We start from the raw sequence: 19,291 nt of genomic DNA, 5'->3' as shown, positions 1-19,291 counted from the left end.
CATGCTTTCCTGTTCCGTATTCAGTTTATGCAGATTCACCAGGTATCCCTTTTCCTATGCATTAAGCAAAACCAGTTTTCATCATCTATAACAACGATTAAAACCCATATTCCGGCGGGTCGTCCTCCAAGAGAACCGCGCGCACGGGAGACGCTTCCGCCCCTTTTAAAAACAACGGCAGAGCAACCAGAGTGTAATTCCCCTCCGATACCTGCGAAAGGTCCAGCCCCTCCAGGATGGGAATCTCCGCGCTGAGGAGTTCCATATGGGGCTCCGCCTCCGCATGCGGCGCGCCGATGCTCCACGCGTCGGTTCCCACCAGCGTCACGCCCGCATCCGCCAGGGCAAACGCGGCGCTCTGGGAAAGATACGCTGTTCCGTTCCCCTTCAGCAGAACGATGGATTCGCAGTACGGCATGATGCGGTCGATATCCGCGCCGGTCACAATCCCGCTCGCCGCCACAACGGTACAGCGGCCCATAAAACGGCCCGGCGGCAGCTCGTCGATCGTCTTTCCGTCGCTGATGAAGTGGCGCGGCGCGTCCACATGCGTCGCGCTGTGGCAGCCGGTATAGAAGCCGGAGAGGTTATAGGAATCCCCCAGCTCCATGCGCCGCACAATTTCCCGGCGCGGCTCCGGGTCTCCGGGATAGACTGGCGTACTGAACAGCTCCCGGGAAATGTCGACCACGCGCATACGCGTCCCCCTTCCTGTAAAAGTTTCAAAAATATTACAAAAGGATGAAAGAAATCGACCGGTTCCGTTGTTTTATATACAGCAGCCTTTGCAGATGCAAAGGGATAAAGCGCGCCTTTACGCGAGCTTTGCCAATTCCGGCAGGGCCCTGCACAACAGTTCTGTCGTCTGATGAGCGGCATACTCGGAAAACTGTTCGTAATCCGCGTCCGCGCCGTCGTCCGCATTGTCGGAGATACAGCGCAGCGCCGTGTATGCAACGCCGTTGATCGTACAGACCTGCGCGATGCTTCCGCTCTCCATCTCACAGGCGTCCGCGCCGAAGGTGGAGGCGATCCAATGCAGCTTTTCCGTGCTACAGATAAACTGGTCGCCCGAGGCGATGCAGCCCTCATGGACGGCCCCCGGGAACCCGCAGGCCTTCGCCGCGTCCGCAAGCGCCAAGTTCATCTGATGGGAGGTGGGCATTTCAACCAAATTGATTTCGGGAACCAATCCGGCCGGATCGCCAAACGGCGTTGTATCCACATCGTGCTGCACCGTGCAGCTCGCCAGGACCAGATCGCCGATCCGGATGCCCTTTTTGATGCCGCCGGCGACGCCGCTGTTGATCAGCATGTCCGGCGCATACCGCAGGATCATCGTCTGCGCGCACAGCGCCGCATTGACCTTTCCCACGCCGCAGCGCGCCACGACACAGTTTACGCCGCTGATTTTCCCGAGATAAAAGTCGATCCGGCTGACTGTTTCCTTCTCCGCATTTTCCATCTTTCCGATGATTTCTTCCACTTCAATTGCCAACGCGCCAATGATTCCAATCAACATTCTGCCCCCACCATTTCTTTACAATTGTACTTTTATTCCAATTATATCGGATGAAAGCTGGAAAAGCAATTACTTTACATAATCACTCATTTTTCTTGTGTTTTGCTCTTTTATATCATATAATATTTGTAATTCCATTTTTTTGAGAAATCAATTTCGTTATTACCGACGATTGACCGCCATAAAACCACAATTAAGTCAAAAGAAAAGAGGATGGAGCGAAAAAATGAACCGAACATGGAAAACCCTTCTTTCCGCAATTGCCATGGTCCTGACCCTGTGCATGGCTGCCGCCGTTGCCGGCAGTGCGGCGTCTGTCGACACGCAGCGCTATAACGGACCCAACGGGCGCTTTAAGGTCTACCTGAGCCCCGCCGCGCAGCCCTGGAATCCCTATGCGGATGGCAGCGGCAGCGAGGAATACTACATGCGCCAGGTGGCAAACGCCATGATCCCCTACCTGCAGGGCTATGGAATTGACTACATATTGGCCGGACCGCAGACCGGTGTTTCCGCCAATCAGAAGCAATTCCTGGTAAACCGTGCAAACGAGGCGAAAAACGGCGGATGCGACCTCTATCTTGCCATTCACTCCAACGCGGCGAACGGCAAGGCAAACGGCACCCGGATTTACTACTACACCAAGAGCGCGGAAAGCTTGCGCTTTGCCAAGGTTTTGCAGTCCAACTTCTGCTATCCGGATAAGTCGAATATCAAACTGGCCTATAACGACGCACTGATGGAAATGTACCTCCCCACCATGCCGCACGCGCTGATCGAGACAGCGTTCCACGACAATGCTCAGGACGTCGTCTGGATTAAAAACAACATTGACAACATCGCCAAGAGCATGGCGGCAGCCGTCAATGAATATGCGAAGGGTTACGTGGGAACCGCCGCTGGGCTCTCCATCGACCGCATCTTTGCCAATATGAACACCTCCACTGCCTTAATCCTGAATGTATCCTCCACCATGGGCGGCGCCGTGCCGAACCTGAAATGGAGTTCCAGCAATCCGGGCGTCGCTTCCGTTGACCAGGATGGATTTGTACTGGCGATGTCCGCCGGCGAGACGGTCATCACCGCCACCACGCCGAATGGCCAAACTGTCCGGTGCACCGTGACCGTGTCCGGCCCGACCATGCAGTATGGACTTGCAACCGGACCTATTGCCAACGCAGAGGGCGAATATATGCCCAATTCTACAGAGGAATCCGGCCCCATTACCCCCAGCAATTAAAGCAATCTCCCCGGCGCAATTACGCCGGGGAGATTTTTATGCTCACATAATGCACGCAGCGGGCCGCCGGTAAATTAACCGGCGGCCCGCTATTCATTTTACTTATATCAGAGCGTTACAAACGCCAACTTGCTTTTCACCGGCTGTCCCCTTTTTCGGAACCACACCCAATCATTCGGCAAATTCCTCCACAAGCGAAGGATCGGTTTCCAGTGTCTGAAAGACCTCCCACATGGTTTGAAGCTCCTGAATCTGCGGCGCGGGAACGAGAATCTCCCGGTCCCTGTCGCCGGAAAAACGAATCCGGACCTCCGTTGCACGAAGCATATCTTCCAGCATCGGTTTCAAATTGACCGCCCGTTTATACAGGCTGGAAGATTGCAGGGTATGGATGGCTGCATACCACTCAAGCACGCCGCCCCCAAACACCAACTGGCTGTTGCGGTCGTAAAAATCCACATGCAGCGGATATTCCCTGCCGTCACAGTCGACGGTAATCTCATCCATATAGAGGCTTTCCTCCTCCTGAAGGCCGAACAGCAGCACAAAAACGGCGCCTGTGGAATCCGCTGTGATGCGCGGTTCCATATTCCGGTTCTTCCCAAGGTTGATATACCGCGTGCTCAGTCCCTTCGGCGCAATCCTGTACGTCTCATCTTCCGCGTCGTAATAGACCGACAGCGCATTTTGGGTCTGGCTGAGCTTCCCGGCTTCCTGCTGCCTGCCGTATTCTTTGAGCTTCTCCGTCAGCTTATCGCTTGGAACCTCGCCGTTTGCCGTCTCCAGAAGCTGCGCCGCACGCTCCAGGTCGCCCTCTTCTGCGATATCGTCCGCCTCCGCGATTTTGGCTTCCGCAAATGCGGACGCAGCGCCGTCTGCAAGCTGAGAAATTTCTTCCGTCAGCATGGACGGGTCAAATTTCTGGATATATTCATAAACCGCCGCATACTGCTGTTTGTCAAACAGCTCTTTCGCCGTGGCGAAAACCTCTTCCGCCGCTTTTTCCCGCACCTCCGCCGTCAGCGCCTTTACGTCCTCGGACGCATACAAGGGGTCGATCTCCAACGCAGCCGTATATGCGCCAAAATAATCCTCCTGGTTTGCCTTTTGGCTGATCTTTGCATAAACCTGGTTGGACCAGCCGAGCGCGCACCGCTCCGTATATAATTTTGCATCCCTGTAGCTCGCCGTATCCTCCTTAAGCACCTCTGAAAAGCGCACAATCGCTTTTTTATAATCCTTTAACTCCATCGCGGCTTTTCCATCTTCAAAAGACGCCCTGGAAGCTTCGATCCGTTCAATCTGTTCCGCATATTGTTTCGTATCGATAATGAGGCCGACGGACTCCAATCCTGCCAGCGCACTTTCGCCGGATATTTCGCGGCTCTGATACGACTGTATCAGCTTGTCGACATACTCGCTGGCGGTGCGGCCCGCCCGGTCCATAAAGTCCGGATCGTTGGAATAACTCTGAAACACCGCCACAGCTCCCGCGGTATTTCCATCCTCCAGCGTCCTCTTAAACTGGCTGGCCGGCAAAGCGCGGTAATAAAGGGACAAAGCCGCGGCCGTCGCACCAACAAGCAGGAAGCCAACCACTGCCCCAATGACCCATTTCTTTCCGACACGTTGCTTTTTTGCCCGTTCCGGAGCGGCTTTTATACCTGCCGCCGCGGGCTGCGGCTCCAACGGGGCAGGTACGGCTGTAACAGCGTTTTCTTCCCTGGAAAGGGCGTTTCGGCAGCATCCGCAAAATACGCAGTTTTCTGGATTTACCTTTCCATATTTAGGACAATCCATCTTCTTCTCTCCCTTTACCCAATGATCTCCTCTTTTTTATAAAGAACATTCTTGACCGGCAGCAACTACATTTTCTCGCATAAAAACGCATGCATCTTTTCGTAGACAACTTTGATGTCCAGCGGCTTGGAAATATGGGCGTTCATGCCGGCTTCCCGGCTCTTCTGCTCATCCTCGGCAAAGGCGTTGGCCGTCATGGCAAAAATCGGAATACTGCGGGCGTCCGCACGTTCCATTTTCCGGATCATCCGGGTGGCTTCGTAACCGTTCATCCGCGGCATCTGGACATCCATCAGAATCAGGTCGTAGTAGCCTGGCTGTGACGCTTTAAATTGTTCCACCACCTGGCATCCATCTTCAACGGCATCCAACTCCGCGCCGGTGACCCCGATCAATTCCACGGCAATTTCCCGGTTGAGCGCGTTGTCCTCTGCCAGCAGGATACGCTTTCCATGAAAATCGTAATTGGCGGGGCCGTACGCTTTGGCGTCAAAGAGAGGCCGCTCCTGTTCAATACTGTTCAGGGCCTCCGCGACCGACGACCCAAACAGGGGTTTTATGACCACACCTGCGGCGCCAACCTCTTCCGCCGCCTGCTCAACCTCCGTCACATTGTAGGCCGTGATCAGCACGGCCGGACGTTTACCGTCCCCCGCGGCACGGAGACGGCGCACCGTCTCCAGCATGTCCGTATCCGGCGCTTTCCAATCCAGGATACAAACGTCAAAATCCGCCCCCCTGTTGTGCGCCGCTTCGGCGCACAGAACCGCCTGTTCTCCGCTTTCTATCCATTCCGCCCGCGCCTGCATCTGCCCCAGCAGCGCAGCGGTATGCTCGCAGGCGTCCCGGTCCTCATCTACCACGAGCACCCGCAGGTTCTGATAGCTGCCGGCAGCCTTCCGCTGTTCCGCTCTTTCAAACGGCAGTTCAACGGTAAATGTGCTGCCGGAGCCCAACTCGCTGGTCACCTGCACGCTGCCGCCCATCAGCTCGGTGAAACGCCTGACAATTGAAAGGCCAAGACCGGTGCCGCCGTATTTACTGGCCACATTCGAATTCTCCTGCTCAAAGGACTCAAATATTTTACTGTAGTTCTCCTCCGCGATCCCGCAGCCGGTGTCGGTCACTTCAAACCGCAGCCGCAAGGTCCTTTCGTCCTGAGAAATCTGTGAAATCCGCAGCAGAACCGAACCGCCGGACGGCGTAAATTTGATGGCGTTGGAGAGAAGGTTGGATAATATCTGGTTTAAGCGCAGGGAATCCCCCTTTAATTGTTCGTCTACCAACCCCACCAGTACGGTCTCATATGCAATGCCCTTCCCCTGGGCCTGTCCATAATATACGCTTCCAAGATTCTCCAAAAAGGCGCGGAAGTCAAAGCGCTCCTGCTTCAGCTCCACCTTGCCGCTTTCAATTTTGGACATATCCAGGACGTCGTTGATCAGCGCCAGCAGATGCCTGGAGGAAATGGATATTTTTGTGAGACAATCCGCCACCTTGTCCCGATCATCCAGGTGCTGCGTGGCGATAACGCTCATACCGATGATCCCATTCAGCGGCGTACGGATTTCATGGCTCATTCTGGAAAGAAACTCGCCCTTGGCACGGCTCGCCGCCTCCGCCTTTTCCAGATTACCCTGCATGACGGCGGCCCGGATCCGCGCCCGCCCCACCAGCAGCACAGCTACCATAAGAATCAACAGAATAACCGCCATAATGGACAGGGCAAGCATCGGATTCGCCATAAGGAATTCCATTAAGGAAAATTGATTCACGCCGATGGAGACCATATTGCGATTCAGCATAGCGGTCTTCTCTTCCGCAGAAAGATTGTTAATGGCCTTGTTGAGGATGGTCAGCAAATCCGGGTCCACAGGCCGCGCCATTGCCAGGCAGATATCGCTTTGATCGTTGACCAGCGTCACCGGCACCAGATTGGAAAATTGATACCGCTGGATATCCTGTTCCAGCCGGCTGGACAAGCCGTAGATAAAGTCCGCCTCGCCCCGGTCCACCGCCGAAAGCGCCTGCGTGAGGCTGGGATACACGCGCACCGACGCCGCAGGAATATCGCTGGGAAGCTTCTGGCCCTCTAGCACAGCGCCCACCAGCCCCGCATCCGGATAGCTGGACATCTTGTTGCGTACCACAATGTTGTTCATACGCACATACGGTGTGGAAAGCGCCAGCCCCATCTCGGCCGCGTCCTCCTCATTTCCCAGAAAAAACCCCAGAACGTCCGCCTTTCCCTGCTGCACCAGCTGCACCGCTTCTATGTAATTTTCGGCATATACATAACAAAACGTCAGGCCGGTAAAAGCCTTGACCTCCTCCAGCACCTCCGGAACCAGGCCCGGATGCAGTTCTTCCAGCAATTCCTGGCAGTATAACGGGTGCCAGCTCTTCGGAACGGCAACTGTAAGCGTCTGATTCTCTTTTACAAACGCCAGGTCCCGGTCGTTGAGCTGGATATCCACTAGGTGATCCGGGAAATTAGCGGCGTAACGCTCCGCGGCAAAATTGGGATTCGCATCTACTATCCGCTCCAGCGCCATATTCAAGCCGTCCAGTATCTCCTGATTTCCAGGGCGGGTCACAATGTAATACGGCTGCGAGTCGTAGGAAGCAACCACGCGAAAGGAGCTGCTCTCCGCCATATTTCCCAACAGCAGGTCTACTTCTCCGCTTTCCAGATACGGATAAAAATCTCCATTCTCCGAAAGTTCTTCGTATGTAAGATAACGCAGATTGCACTCCAAGCCGTTCATTGATAAAAATTCCTTGAGACGCCGGACATTCTCCACCGCACGATCATACACGCCGATGGTCTTTCCGTTCATACTTTCCAAATGAAAGCTGTGGACGCTGCGGTCATCCCAGCGGGCCAGGATGGTTGAACGGCTGTATCCCATATTATAATCTGGATAGGCATAATACTGTTCCATTCCAGGCAGATAATAGGCCCCGCCAATCAACTCAAAATCGCCGTTTTCCAATTCCTTCGACATGTCCTGCCCGGTTGTATCCACATATTCGTATTCCCAACCGGTATATTTGGCAATTTCATTGAGATAGTCCACAACCAACCCATAACGGGTACCGTCCGGCGCCGTCTGGCTCAGTCCCTTTACCTCCGGAAAGGCAACCCGAACCACGCGGTTATTTTCTTCCGCGTGAGCAGGTCCGCACAGCGCTAAAACCAGGAGCAGGCCCAGTAAGACGGATACGCAGCGATGCATGTGCTTTGTAAATGCTGTAATCATATATGAACCAGGCTCCTTATCAACAATCGGTTATACTCTCAGCTATTTTATCATTGTAACACAAAAACTGGTAACTGTAACGATAAAAAAACAGTTGTGTCTTCTCAGCTCCAGTCCGCTTCCCGGTTAACCCGGCAGGAAAGGGTTTTTTGCTACGTTTAGAGGTGGAAAATCCGGCGATTTTCTGAAATATGTAATAAAAAACATTTGCACACCGTCTGTTCCTTTTCCGCTGTATTTCTGCGGCGGGTTTGGAATCCAGACCCGCCGCGCCAATTTGGGAGAACCAGAATGCGGAACCCACGCCGGACGATTCCCGCCATCGAATGAAAATTGTTAAAATAAACAAATTTTCGACAGGAAATTTTATTGCGTTTCTGAATGTGATAATCTCATTATAGGGCGATTTAAATTTGATAAAATAATTTAATACAAACTGTGGACATCGATTGGATTGGTGAACATACAAAAGGGCAGCTGAATACGGTTGCCCTTTTGCCTTATGCCTTCATTTCTGTACGATTTGCATTTTGGGACGTTCTTTTGCCTCTGTGTCATTGCCAATCCAAAAGGTTTTTGTTATAGTTTAATTGGCATATGAGCAATACCGCCTTTCAGACTGTAATAAACGAACAAATCCTGAATCGGAAAAGTACCACATTCACATTTAATAAGAATTTTTTGTAAAAAGCTGCAGGGTCTGAAAATCACGCTGGTTAAAAGAGGTAGGAACAATGATCGCAAAGAAGAAAATTCTGGTAGTAGAAGATAATACGCTCAACCGCATGCTCCTGTGCCAGATTCTGGCCGACGATTACGACGTTGTGGAGGCGGAAAACGGGCAGAAAGCACTCGAAATATTGGAACACGAAGGAGAACGAATCTCCCTGATCCTGCTGGACATCATCATGCCGGTCATGGACGGGTACACCTTTTTATCCATTGTAAAGGCCAATCCCTCCTACTCCCTGATCCCTGTGATCGTGACAACGCAGAGCGACAGCGAATCGGACGAGGTTGCAGCCCTTTCTCACGGCGCCGCCGACTTTGTGGCCAAGCCGTACCGGCCGCAGATCATTCTGCACCGGGTGGCCAGCATCATTCATCTGCGGGAGACCGCCGCCATGATCAACCTGATCCAGTATGACAGTCTGACCGGGCTTTACAGCAAAGCGTTCTTCTACCAGCGTGTGAAGGAAACCCTTTTGCAGCGCCCCGATCAGGAATTTGACATCATCTGTTCGGATATCGTCAATTTCAAGCTGATCAACGACATCTTCGGCGTTCCTGCGGGGGATCGGATTCTCTGCGGAATCGCAGATCTGTATCTCGCGCTCTCGGGCAACAGAGCGATTTGCTGTCGTTTTAACGCGGACCAGTTTGCCTGCCTGTTGGAGCGCCGGTGGGAATACACGGATAAAATGTTTCAGCAGGCCTGCGCGGAGATCAACGCCCTGCCCCATGCGAAGAATGTGGTGATGAAGTGGGGCGTTTACCATGTGGAGAACCGGGATATCCCGGTTGAGCAGATGTGCGACCGCGCCATCCTGGCGGCCCGTACCATAAAAGGACAATATGGGAAGTACTTTGCCAAATACGACGATACCCTGCGCAACAAGCTGTTATGGGAACAGACGGTCACCAATCATATGGACGCCGCACTGCAGAAAAAGCAGTTTGAAATTTATTTGCAGCCCAAATTCCGAATCAAAGACAACCGGCTGGCCGGCGCTGAAGCCCTGGTCCGCTGGAACCACCCGGAGTGGGGCATGCAGTCCCCCGCCCAGTTTATCCCGCTGTTTGAACGAAACGGCTTTATTACCAAGCTGGACCAGTATGTGTGGGACCGGGCCTGCGAGGTCCTTCAGGATTGGGACCGCAAAGGGTATCCGCCCATCGCGGTTTCGGTCAACGTATCCCGGGCCGATATCTACAACGCGGATCTGGAGGATATTTTACAGCGCATCATAAAAAAATACGGACTTCCGCCCGCACGCCTCCATCTGGAAATCACGGAGAGCGCCTATACCGAAACCCCAACGCAGATTGTCGACGTGGTCGGCCATTTGCGGGAGCTGGGCTTTATCATTGAAATGGACGATTTCGGCGCCGGCTATTCTTCCCTGAATATGCTCAACGAGATGCCGGTCGACATTTTAAAGCTGGATATGAAATTCATCCAGAGCGAGACGGCAAAGCCGGCCAACCAGGGCATCTTGCGCTTTATTATCAGCCTAGCCCGCTGGATGTCTCTGAGCGTCGTCGCCGAGGGGGTCGAAACGCAGGAACAGCTGGAACGCCTCCGGGCGATCGGCTGCGACTTTGCACAGGGATACTATATCGGAAAACCGATGCCGGTCCAGGATTTTGAAGCGCTTTTGCGGCAGAGTCCCCCGCCGCTGGACTGCGCGGAGGAATCGATGCACCGGGCGCAGGACCGCCAGACCCGGGTTCTGCTGGTCGTCGACGAAGACCCGGACTATCGGCAGGAGGTACGGAAGGCGATGGGGAACCGCTTCCAGATCGTCGAAGCGGCGGACGGGAGAACCGCGCTGGCTTCCATCGCGGTATATGAGCGGCGGATTGCCGCCGCCGTTTTGAGCATGACCCTGCCGGAAGAGAGCAGCTTTGAAGTGCTGGAGGCATTGCAGCGGGAAAAAGCCTTCTGCCGCATTCCCATCGTCGCCACGGGCCCGGCGGAAATGCAATTGGAAGGGAAAGCCTTTGCCGCCGGAGCCGATGATTTCGCGGCAAAACCGCACCTGCAAACGAGCCTGTTCAAACGCATCCAGCATGTCATACATGCCAGTACATATGAAGAGGAGGCGCCCGGCACTGCGCCGGACAGCTGCGGTCTTTTAGGGGGGCGGAACAAATGAAATACGGTATGACGCCGGCGGAAACACTGGAGACATTCTGCCGGACCTGGTTTGAACAGCGCGACCTGGCGGGGCTTCTTCCCTACCTGTCGGAGGACGTGGACTTTGTCGGCACAGGCTGGAAGGAAATCGCCCGGGGCAAAGCGGAGATGACCGCCTATCTGCGGCAGGACATCCAGGAGATCATGGAACCGTTTACCCTTGATTTTTCTGTCATTCATGAACACTACCTTACAAAGGATATATGCAGCCTAGCCGTTAAAGCAACCCTGAAAAATCCTCTCTACGCCTGGCCGCTGCGGGGCTTTTTCACACTGTCCCAGCAGGACGGCGCCTGGCTGATCGAGAGCTTCCATTTTGCGGAACCGGGTCCCAGCCAGCGGGAAACCGAACATTACCCCGGTACGCTCGTGATGGAGAACATTGTCCGGCAGCGTCAGGAGCTGCTGAATGACTCGGTGCCCGGCGGCATGATGGGCGGATATATCGAAGAGGGGTTCCCTTTTTATTTCATCAACCAGCACATGCTGGAGCACCTGGGATACGCGGATGAGGCGGAATTTGTCGCAGACATCGGGGGCCTGATCTCCAACTGTATGCATCCGGACGACCGGGAACAGGTGGACGCGTCGGTCGCCCGCCAGCTGGAAACCGGTGATGAATATATCGTGGAGTACCGAATGCGCAAAAAAGAAGGCTCCTGCATCTGGGTACACGACGTTGGGCGGCGGGTAACCGACGAAACCGGACGTCCGGCGATCATATCGGTCTGTATGGATATTACAGCGCAGCGCAAAGCCCAGGAGGAGGTTCTGCAGCTTTACAACCACATTCCCGGCGCTGTTTTCCGCTGCCGGTACGACGCCGGTTTTTCCGTTATCGCCGCAAACGACGGCCTGTTTGATTTTATCGGCTACTCCCGTGAGGAGTTCGCCGCCATGGGCAACCGGATGTCCGCGGTCAGCAGTCCGGAGGACATCGCGGAAACAACGGCTACCATACATGCGCAGCTGCTCAAAGGAGACGCCATACACAACGAAACCCGCCTGATCTGCAAAGACGGGACAATAAAGTGGGTCTCCCTCAAGGCGCAGCGCGTGGTGGAAAAGGACGGGGAATCCTATCTTTACTGCGTCCTGGTGGACGTCACAGAGGAAAAGCAGCTGCAAAAGCAGATTCGCGAGCTCTATGAAAAAGAACTGGCCTATTTTGCGGAAATGGCCTCCGCGGAGGGCTGCATCCAGGGAAGCATCAACCTCACGCAGAACCGGGTGGAGAGCTATCTGGCAAACACAGACGTAGCGGTCGCGCACAATGGGGATTCCTACGACGAGGTAATCATGACCCTGGCGGCGACCGCCGTGGACGCCGCATACGGGAATGAAATCCTCAACACCCTGAACCGCGAGCGCGTACTTGCCGACTATGCCGCCGGCAAAGTGGATTATCATCTCGACTACCTGCGCAGAAGCCACGCCGGCGGGGTCTTTTGGGCAAATACAAGTCTGCGCACCACCCGGGACCCGGAAACAGGGGACATTATCGTCTTCTTCTATACGCTGGACGTCACGGAAAAGCGGCTGCTGGAACGGCTGCTCGACAACATCGCCCGGCTGGATTACGATATTATCACAGAAATCAATCTGACGCGCGGCTCCTACCGGTTGGTTGCCTGCGACCGTGAATGGGAACAGTCCGTTCCGTCTGAGGGAGATTTCCAAAAGGAAATCCGCCTGGTCGCAGACCGCTGTATGGATAAGGAAACCCGGGCGCTCTTCCTGGGCAAACTGGATTTTGCCTTTATGAAGCAGCAGCTGGCGGAGCGGGATTCCTACACCTTTATTGCGGAGCTTCTGGAGAAGGGCTGTGTGAAGGCAGTCAAGCGCTTCCAGATTTTTTATATCAACAAAGAAATGGGACGCGTCTGCATGACGCGCACCGACGTGACCGACGTCGTCCGTCAGGAACAGAGGCAAAAGGAGGAATTGGCCTCCGCCCTGCTGGCCGCAGAGCAGGCGAATGCCGCCAAATCCGACTTTCTCTCCCGGATGAGCCACGAAATCCGCACGCCGATGAACGCCATCATCGGCATGAGCGCCATTGCGGCACAGCATATCGGCGAGGACGACCAGGTGGCGGACTGCATCTCCAAGATCGGGATTTCCTCCCGGTTCCTGCTCTCCCTGATCAACGATATTCTGGATATGAGCCGGATTGAGAGCGGAAAAATGCTCATGAAAAGCGAAAAAATCCCCATCGAGGAATTTTTAAGCGGCATCAATTCCATCTGCTACAGCCAGGCCGCCGCCAAGGGCGTGGAGTTTGAGTGCATCGTCGATCCGGTGTTGGACGACTATTACATCGGCGACGCGATGCGGCTGCAGCAGGTACTGCTCAATATTTTAAGCAACGCGATCAAATTCACCGGAGAGAGCGGAAAGGTCACATTCTCCGCCTCCCAGCGCCGCAAAACCAAAAACGACGCCGGGCTGCGCTTCATTGTCAACGACACGGGCGTGGGCATGAGCGACGAATTCCTCCCCCACCTCTTCGAGCCGTTCTCCCAGGAATCCACCGGCACCACCTCCCTGTACGGCGGAACCGGGCTGGGCCTGGCCATCTGCAAAAACATCGTGGACCTGATGGACGGAAAGATCACCGTGCGGTCGATCAAGGGGATCGGCACGGAATTCACCGTGGACGTCAAACTGGGCATCACCGAGGAGGAGAAGCTTCGCCACAACCAGAAGAAGCAGCATTACAACTTTTCGCATCTGAAGACGCTGGTGGTGGACGACGATGTGGCTGTCTGCGAGAGCGCTGTCGTCACCCTGCGTGAAATGGGGGTTACGGCGGAATGGGTGGACAGCGGACGCAAGGCCGTCGACCGGGTAAGCGCCCTCTGGGGAAGAGGCGAATTCTACGATATGATTCTCATCGACTGGAAAATGCCGGAGATGGACGGTCTGGAAACCGCCCGGCGCATCCGCGGCATCGTCGGTCCGGAGGTCACCATCATCATCATGACCGCCTACGACTGGATCCCCATCGAGCATGAGGCAAAGCTGGCGGGCGTCAACCTGCTGATGAGCAAGCCGATGTTCAAAACCTCGCTTGTCTCCGCGTTTACAAAAGCGTTGGGGGAAAAGGAGGAACAGGCGCAGCAGACGGCCGCCATCGATTACAATTTCACCGGGAAACGCGTGCTGCTGGTGGAAGACAACCAGATTAACACCGAAGTCGCCATGGCGCTCCTGCAAAGCAAGGGTTTTGAGGTGGAAACCGCGGGCAACGGCCTGCGGGCGCTGGAGGTCTTCAGCAAGTCCTCCGAAGGGTATTACAACGCGATCCTGATGGATATCCGGATGCCTCTCATGGACGGTCTGACCGCCGCGATGAATATCCGGCACCTCAGCAATACCGACGCCGGCGCCATCCCGATCATCGCCATGACAGCCAATGCTTTTGACGACGATATCGAAAAGAGCAAGGCGGCGGGTATGAACGCCCATCTTGCCAAGCCGATTGAGCCGGACCGGCTCTTCCAAACCCTGTATGATTTTATCTTTGGAAAGGAGGTTTGAGGAGATGCAGGAATTAAAAGACGCCTTTGCCGTCTATGGCGCCGATTACGAGGCCACCATGAGGCGCTTTATGGGCAGTCAACCGATGTACCTGCGGTTTCTGGACATGTTTTTCCAGGATGAAAGCCTGCAAAAGCTGGGCGCTGCACTGGATGGCGGAGATCTGAACGCCGCCTTTGAGGCGGCGCACACCCTGAAGGGGATTTCCGGAAACATGGGCCTGGCTCCCCTTTACGCGGCGGTCTGCGCCATTGTGGAGCCGCTGCGCGCCGGAACGGTACGGAGCGACTATCCGGCCCTGTACCGGGTGATTCAGGAAGAATACCAGAAAGCGGACGCCTTCCGGCAAAACCTGAAAAGGGGGGATCCGGTATGACAGCGGGCGGTCTGTTTTCCATGGAGCAGATGACGGCGATACTGGACGGCGCGCCGTCCGCCGTTTTTGTTCACGCAGCTGTGGACGGAAATCTGCTCTACGCCAACCGTTTGGCAAAGGACTGGTTTCCCGCGATCAACGGGACAGAACCTACCGCGCAACCCTCCTTTCCCTGTTTTTACGCCGTCCCCGCGGGGACGGACGCATCCGCAGAACCCGTTCAGGAATACCGACATCCCGGCAGCAACCGCGTGTACCGGCGCACCGGAAAGCGCATCCAATGGGACGGTAAGGATGCTTTCATCACCTATCTGGAGGAAGCGGTCCGTCAAAAAGCGGAGGATCAATCGAAAGCAGCGCTCGAAGAGCCGTTGCGGGAAACCCTCGGCGGCCTCCCCTGCGGCCTGTGCATTTACCAGGTTGAGGAAAGCCGTATTTCCCCGCTTCTGCACAATCAGGCCTTTTATGAGATCATGGGCTACTCCGAAGCGCATATTCGCAGCGTGGAACAGGAAACCTCCTATTTGGGCGTCCACCCGGAAGACCTGGAGTCTTTGCGCAAAAAAACAGATGCATTGATCCGGCACGGCGGATTTTTACGGGAAACCTACCGGCTTTGGAACGATACCCGCGGGGAATACCGGTGGATTCAGCTATGCGCGTCTCTTCACATCCATAAGGACGGCAAAAAACGGCTTTACGGCGTTTACAGCGATGTCAGCGAACAGAAGCGGCTGGAGCAGGAATTGACCGACGCAAATAAACAGACATACGACATTATCAACGCGATTCCCGGCGGCGTCGCCATTTACAAGATCTCTGATATCTTTGAAACGGTATATTTCTCCGACGGCGTGCCGGAGCTCTCCGGATATACCATACAGGAATACCGGGAGCTGATCAAGGGCGACGCCGCAATCCTGACTTATCCGGACGATACTGGGATGGTGGTTGAAACCGTTTGGAAGGCGATCCGGAACCAGACCGTGGCAGATTTTGAATTCCGGAAACAGCACCGCGACGGGCACATTGTCTGGGTTCGCGCGCAGGCAAAGCAGATTGGCGAGGAGGACGGCTGTCCTCTGCTTCACTGCGTTTTTCATAACATTTCCGCGCTCAAGGAAACCCAGCAGGAACTGAACCACCTTGTCAATTCCATTCCGGGCGGCATTGCCAGCTACCGGATCGAAAACAATCACTTTGTCCCCGGCTTTTTCTCCGATGGCGTTGCCGCCCTCTCGGGCCATACCCGGGAGGAATACGAAGCCATCCTCCGCGGGGACGTGCTCAATACCGTCTATCAACCGGACCGGAAACGGGTTTTCACCGCGACAGAGGCCGCCGTCCGAAGCGGCGAGGCGCTGGACCTCTCTTACCGCACGCGTCATAAAAACGGAACCCTGATCTGGATTCACATGAACGGCCGGCGTATTGGCCCTCTTTCCAACGCCTGCCGCTTTTACGCCGTTTTTACCGGCATGCCGCCGGAAGCCCGCCTGTTCCAGAGCATCGCCAACGACACCGGCGATGAAATTTACGTCATTGACCAAAAGAGCTATGAGTTGTTGTATGTCAACGAATCCGAGCACGCTTTTTCAAACGGCAGCAACTGCATCGGGCAAAAGTGCTACGCGGCCCTGCAGGGTAAGGACGCGCCCTGCGCGTTTTGCACACTGAAAAGCCGCGCGGCGGACGGCGTGGAGCATCTGATGGAGATCGAGGATTCCAACCGGTTTTTCAGCACCCGTTTCCGGGAAATGGATTGGAACGGGATTCCCGCCTATGTAAAATTTGTGCGGGACGTCACCCAGGAGGTCCTGACCCACAGGGAAAAGGAGCGGCTGGAGATGTACTTCCGCACCGTAGTGGATGCATTGCCCGGCGGGGTCTCCGTCATTCACATGGAGCCGGACGGCGCAATGACCACCGAGTTTATCTCCGACGGTTTTGCCGCAATGGTTCGCATGAGCCTGGAGGAAGCGACCCGGCTGTACAAGCACGACGCCCTCGCGGGCATTCACCCGGACGACGTGGCGAACATCCAGCAGCAGCTGGAGCACTGTATTGCCTCCGGCGGCGATCGCTGCGAGCTTACCGGCCGCCTGCAGCTGGGCGGCGGGGGATATCTCTGGATCAAGAGCAATTTGTCCATCAGGAGGCTGAGCGACGGAAGCCTCATGCTTTATTCCGTTTATACCGACATCAGCGCGTCAGTGGAGGAAAAAGAGCAAATCCGCCGTCAATACGAAAACCTCCTGCTTCAGCACTACCGCATGGCCGGCCCCAACGAGCTTATCCTCGGGCACTGCAATATCACGCAAAACCGCATTTTGGAAATTCTGGACTACACCGGCTCGGATCTCCTGCAAACCTTTGGTACAAACCGCGAGGCGTTCTTCACCGGCATTGCAAGCCTCGTGGCAGACGAAGCCGAACGGCAGGCCTTCTTAAATCTGTATCTCAACAAGCCCGCTCTGGAAGCATTTTTCCGCCACGAAACAGAACAGATTCTCAAATGCTTTATCAAGCTGCCCAGGGAACCCCACGGACGCTACGTTCAGTTTAAGGTCAATCTGGTGGAAACGCCGGACACCGGAGATATCACCGGCGTTCTGACAGTGACGGACATCACCGAGCAAACCATATCCGACCGGATCCTGCACCAGCTCTCCGTCACCAGCTACGATTATGTCATCGATCTGAACCTGACAGAGGATTCCTTCACCGTTTTGACCTGCAGCCGGAACGCCCAATGTACGCCGCCCTCCCACGGATGCCATTCCGAACGGGTTGCCGATATGGCGCGGCAGGCGGTCGCGCCAAAGGACCGGGAACGGTATGCAGCCGCCTTGGGTCCGGATGAAATCCGGCGGCGTCTGCAGAAGGAAAACCCCTATACCATTTCCTATTCCCTGATCACCGAAAAGGGAGATATACTGACCAAAAATATGACCGTATCCGCCGTGGACCTGCGGCTCGGGCGGGTTTGTCTGGTCTGCTCCGACATTACGGCGTCTGTGCGCGAGGAACAGAGCCTCCTGAATATGATGGCCTACACGTTTGAACATATGGAGCTTCTTCACATCAGCAGCGGACGGTTTACCATGTATACCCGCCAAACGGTGCTGGAAAACCTCGCCCCTTACGTGATAGAGCGCTATGAGGATAACCTGGAAAGCTTTACCGAAAAATTCGGCACAGGAGAAAATCGGAAAGAAATCATCGAACAGTTCCGCACCGCGACCATTTTGCAGCGGCTTTCGGAACAGCCCGGCGGTTATGATTTTGTTTTCCCTTACCGATCGAAAAAAGGGCTGCGATACAAACAGATCAATATCCTGTGGGGCGATGATAACCACAGCATGGTTTGTATGGTACGCGCGGATGTGACGGAAATGCTTGCCGCGGAACGGCAGTCCAAACAGGACCTGGAAAACGCGCTCGCACTGGCAAAGGAGGCCAACCGGGCCAAAAGCGATTTTCTGTCCACCATGAGCCACGACATCCGCACGCCGATGAACGCCATTATAGGGATGACAACGCTGGCCCGCGCCCATCTGGACAATCCCAGGCGGGTGGAGGACTGCCTGCAAAAGATTTCCGTTTCAAGCAGGCATTTGCTGAGCCTGGTTAACGACATCCTGGATATGAGCAAAATTGAACAGTCCAAAGTCCCCCTGAATCATATGCCGGCTGACCTGCCGGACCTGATCGAGCAGCTTACCGCAATTATCGAACCGCAGGCCCGGGAGGCCGGGCTGCGTTTTACCGCGCGGATCGCGCGGGTATCCCACAGGAGCTTTCTCGGGGACGCACTGCGTATCAACCAGATCCTGATCAATCTTTTGAGCAATGCCGTTAAATTCACGCCGGAGGGCGGTCGGGTAGACTTTCTGGCGGAGGAGGTCCCGCCCGTCAAAAATGGATGGATCCGTTACCGGTTTACCATTTGTGACACGGGAATCGGAATGACGCCGGAGTTTCTGGATCACGTTTTCTCCCCCTTCGCCCGCGGACGCGCCGCGGCCCAGGTCGAGGGGACGGGGCTGGGGTTGAGTATCACCAAGGGTCTGGTGGAATTAATGGAAGGGACCATCTCTGTGGAGAGCCAGGTCGGCCGGGGCTCCACCTTCCGGGTAGAGCTGGAATGTGAAGATGCGCCGACTGTCCGGACAAAAACGTCCGGCATGAGCCCCTCAAACACAGTTAAACGCAATCCGCTGGCTGGCCGCACCTTCCTGGTCGTGGAGGACAATGCCATCAACGCAGAAATCCTGTGTGAATTGCTCAGCCTGGAAGGCGCCCAGGCGGTCGTCCGGACGGATGGCCTGCAGGCGGTACACGCAGTGGAACAAATGCCCCCGAATCGCTATGACGCGATCCTGATGGACATCCAGATGCCCAGAATGAATGGTTATGAAGCGGCCCGCGCCATTCGGAACCTGGATCGAAAAGACGCTGCGGCCATTCCGATTATCGCCATGACCGCCAACGCTTTCTCCGAGGATATCCAGGCGGCTCTGGACGCCGGCATGGACGCTCATGTTGCAAAACCAATCGATATGAACGTCCTGCAGGTCGCCTTGGACAAGGCGCTGCAAAAATGATAGAAGAGGCTGCACAGAGA

General features: G+C 55.2%; 9 protein-coding genes. 5 read left to right on the top strand and 4 right to left on the bottom strand.

Translation table 11 applies throughout. The features are described from left to right. Positions 1-97 precede the first annotated feature (97 nt). Both I4V53_RS04490 and I4V53_RS04485 read right to left on the bottom strand, forming a co-directional pair. Complete coding sequence (locus I4V53_RS04490; RefSeq protein WP_195984194.1) at positions 98-697, bottom strand: cyclase family protein; 600 nt, start codon at positions 695-697, stop codon at positions 98-100. Positions 698-814: 117 nt separating this feature from the next. Beyond that, the gene (locus tag I4V53_RS04485; protein ID WP_286167029.1) at positions 815-1,522 is read right to left on the bottom strand and encodes a 5'-methylthioadenosine/adenosylhomocysteine nucleosidase; all 708 of its coding nucleotides are present in this window, start codon (positions 1,520-1,522) and stop codon (positions 815-817) included. Between the two features lie 226 nt (positions 1,523-1,748). Here I4V53_RS04485 and I4V53_RS13985 point away from each other — a divergent pair, with 226 nt between their 5' ends. Next, positions 1,749-2,762 (top strand): N-acetylmuramoyl-L-alanine amidase, encoded by a 1,014-nt coding sequence (locus tag I4V53_RS13985; protein WP_195984193.1) that lies wholly within the window; start codon positions 1,749-1,751, stop codon positions 2,760-2,762. A 171-nt stretch (positions 2,763-2,933) separates the two neighbouring features. Here I4V53_RS13985 and I4V53_RS04475 read toward each other — a convergent pair whose 3' ends face one another. Both I4V53_RS04475 and I4V53_RS04470 read right to left on the bottom strand, forming a co-directional pair. After that, positions 2,934-4,562, bottom strand: a complete 1,629-nt coding sequence (locus I4V53_RS04475; RefSeq protein WP_195984192.1) for a hypothetical protein — start codon at positions 4,560-4,562, stop codon at positions 2,934-2,936. A gap of 65 nt (positions 4,563-4,627) precedes the next feature. Next, on the bottom strand, positions 4,628-7,825 hold the full coding sequence (locus I4V53_RS04470) for a response regulator (RefSeq protein WP_207747838.1): 3,198 nt from the start codon (positions 7,823-7,825) through the stop codon (positions 4,628-4,630). 734 nt (positions 7,826-8,559) lie between these two features. Between I4V53_RS04470 and I4V53_RS04465 the strand changes: the two genes are divergently transcribed. The 4 genes from I4V53_RS04465 to I4V53_RS04450 are packed head-to-tail and all read left to right on the top strand — an operon-like array spanning position 8,560 to position 19,271. Further along, on the top strand, positions 8,560-10,704 hold the full coding sequence (locus tag I4V53_RS04465) for an EAL domain-containing protein (protein WP_195984191.1): 2,145 nt from the start codon (positions 8,560-8,562) through the stop codon (positions 10,702-10,704). Further along, positions 10,701-14,288: a response regulator gene (locus tag I4V53_RS04460; protein ID WP_195984190.1), complete on the top strand. Its 3,588-nt coding sequence runs from the start codon at positions 10,701-10,703 to the stop codon at positions 14,286-14,288. The genes I4V53_RS04465 and I4V53_RS04460 overlap by 4 nt, the downstream gene beginning before the upstream one ends. A 4-nt stretch (positions 14,289-14,292) precedes the next feature. Then, positions 14,293-14,664, top strand: a complete 372-nt coding sequence (locus tag I4V53_RS04455) for an Hpt domain-containing protein (protein WP_195984189.1) — start codon at positions 14,293-14,295, stop codon at positions 14,662-14,664. Further along, positions 14,661-19,271, top strand: coding sequence for a hybrid sensor histidine kinase/response regulator (locus tag I4V53_RS04450; RefSeq protein WP_286167028.1), 4,611 nt, complete (start codon positions 14,661-14,663; stop codon positions 19,269-19,271). The genes I4V53_RS04455 and I4V53_RS04450 overlap by 4 nt, the downstream gene beginning before the upstream one ends. Positions 19,272-19,291: the final 20 nt, after the last annotated feature.

Origin of the sequence: Clostridium sp. D33t1_170424_F3 (assembly GCF_015667585.1) — a bacterium.
Classification (GTDB): domain Bacteria; phylum Bacillota; class Clostridia; order Oscillospirales; family Acutalibacteraceae; genus Anaeromassilibacillus.
The sequence above is the reverse complement of the archived record's forward strand: the minus strand, read 5'-3'. Positions and strand labels throughout refer to the sequence as shown.

Bases quoted from the DNA above. Each gene is read 5' to 3' on its own strand.
- I4V53_RS04490 (WP_195984194.1), bottom strand. From the start codon at position 697: ATGCGCGTGGTCGACATTTCCCGGGAGCTGTTCAGTACGCCAGTCTAT.
- I4V53_RS04485 (WP_286167029.1), bottom strand. From the start codon at position 1,522: ATGTTGATTGGAATCATTGGCGCGTTGGCAATTGAAGTGGAAGAAATC.
- I4V53_RS13985 (WP_195984193.1), top strand. From the start codon at position 1,749: ATGAACCGAACATGGAAAACCCTTCTTTCCGCAATTGCCATGGTCCTG.
- I4V53_RS04475 (WP_195984192.1), bottom strand. From the start codon at position 4,562: ATGGATTGTCCTAAATATGGAAAGGTAAATCCAGAAAACTGCGTATTT.
- I4V53_RS04470 (WP_207747838.1), bottom strand. From the start codon at position 7,825: ATGATTACAGCATTTACAAAGCACATGCATCGCTGCGTATCCGTCTTA.
- I4V53_RS04465 (WP_195984191.1), top strand. From the start codon at position 8,560: ATGATCGCAAAGAAGAAAATTCTGGTAGTAGAAGATAATACGCTCAAC.
- I4V53_RS04460 (WP_195984190.1), top strand. From the start codon at position 10,701: ATGAAATACGGTATGACGCCGGCGGAAACACTGGAGACATTCTGCCGG.
- I4V53_RS04455 (WP_195984189.1), top strand. From the start codon at position 14,293: ATGCAGGAATTAAAAGACGCCTTTGCCGTCTATGGCGCCGATTACGAG.
- I4V53_RS04450 (WP_286167028.1), top strand. From the start codon at position 14,661: ATGACAGCGGGCGGTCTGTTTTCCATGGAGCAGATGACGGCGATACTG.